Here is a 1,694-nt window from a genome sequence, read left to right as displayed (position 1 = left end):
AGATGGATTTATGATAAACTTAAGGAAAATAAAGAAGTAAATGGAAACTTTTATGAAAACTTTATTATCTTTTTAGAGAAAATGGATAAAGATTTATCCTTAGAACGATTAAATAATACTACAGACTTAAGAAAGGTATTTAAGGAATTAACAAAAGATAAAAACTATAAGCACGAAAATGCAAATTTAGGTGAAGAAAATATTAAGAATAAGTTAGAAGAAAAACTAAACAATGGAACATCCACAGAGCATTACTGGTTTTATAAACTTGAGTATTTGCTGTGGAAAGAATTTAAAGAAAAAGATAAATATTTTAAGGTTTCAAAAAATAAAGGAGATGGAGGTTTAGAATATCCATTTGGAAATTTTGATTATTCCAAAATTAAAGATACTTACCGCTTAACCCGTAAAAATTCAATAGAGCATATTCAGGCTCAAAGTAGGGCTAACGAATGGAAAGAAGTACAAGATAATGAATGTAGTGAAAAATGCAATATAGATTGCTTTGGTAATTTAACCCTTATAAGCACACATCTTAATTCATCTTTATTGGACAAGTCTTTTAATGAAAAAAGAAACTTAATAGCCAACCAGTTAGAGAGAGGAACTATAGAAAGCCTAAAAATGCTTTTGGTTTATAGCAAATATGACAAATGGACGCCTGAAGAATGCAAAACCCACCACAATGAAATGATAGAGTTATTAAAGAATTCTTTAGAAAACTAAAGAGGTTATCATCATGCCTGTACTATCAGAAATAGAACCCCAAACAGAACAACACAGCTGGACGGATTTTAAAGTATTTATTATTGAAGAAAACTCAGGAAGATATGCAAAGCAGTTAAAAAAAGATTTAAATAATCCTAAAAACCAAGATTTAATACATGAAATAGACAAAAACTTTAATCTTGAAGATTTAAAGATTTATAAAAAAGATAAAATAATTTTCGTTATCACCAACTTTAAAGAAAACTGGCAGAAGAATGCAGTTAGAAAAATTATCAACAAATCAAGAGAAAACAAAAGCAAAATCTTGCTTATAACCTTAAATAATCCCCCCTTAGAGTTTGAAAAAGAAGTCTATACCTTCAAAGCAAAGGACGAGAACCAGCTTCTTAAAATACCAGCACTATTAATCGGAAGTGTTTACATTCCAGGACTTATATGTATTGACCCAAATGATATATACCAGTTTTTATTTAAGAACGACTATGGAAAAATTGATTATTTCTCATATGATACTTATCCAGACAGCTTAAACCAGTTTAAAAATCTTATTAATGAAAATATATCTAAACCTATCAAATCAATATTTATTCATATTGAAATATCTTATGAAAACCAGTTTGAAGATGTTGAAAATATAGTCTCAATTATGAAAGAAACATTAAATCCAGAAAATATAATCTAACGCCAATTCGGAAATTAAACTAAAATAACCTTAGTTTCCAATTTAAGAGAGAAGTTTAAATAAAAAAACTCCAGTGGCAAAATAAAGATAAAAACCACTGGAGGAAAACCAATGACATATAAAGATTATATAACAACAGTTTATGTAATTGTAGACGAGGTATTAAAGTTGATAGGACATAAACACAAAACAAATAAGCCTAAATTTTCAGATAGCGAGTTAATAACCCTTTTAGTTTATGCCACAACATTTAGAAAAGGAGAAATAAAATCTACACTAAAAG

At 27.9% G+C, this 1,694-nt stretch carries 2 protein-coding genes; both read left to right on the top strand.

Translation table 11 applies throughout. The features are described from left to right. Positions 1-726, top strand: a 726-nt coding sequence (locus HG1285_RS02640; RefSeq protein ID WP_008289079.1) for an HNH endonuclease family protein, incomplete at its 5' end; no start/stop codon positions are given. A gap of 13 nt (positions 727-739) precedes the next feature. Further along, positions 740-1,411 (top strand): hypothetical protein, encoded by a 672-nt coding sequence (locus tag HG1285_RS02645; RefSeq protein ID WP_008289078.1) that lies wholly within the window; start codon positions 740-742, stop codon positions 1,409-1,411. The last annotated feature ends 283 nt before the right edge of the window (positions 1,412-1,694 follow it).

It is taken from the genome of Hydrogenivirga sp. 128-5-R1-1, from assembly GCF_000171895.1.
The sequence above is the reverse complement of the archived record's forward strand: the minus strand, read 5'-3'. Positions and strand labels throughout refer to the sequence as shown.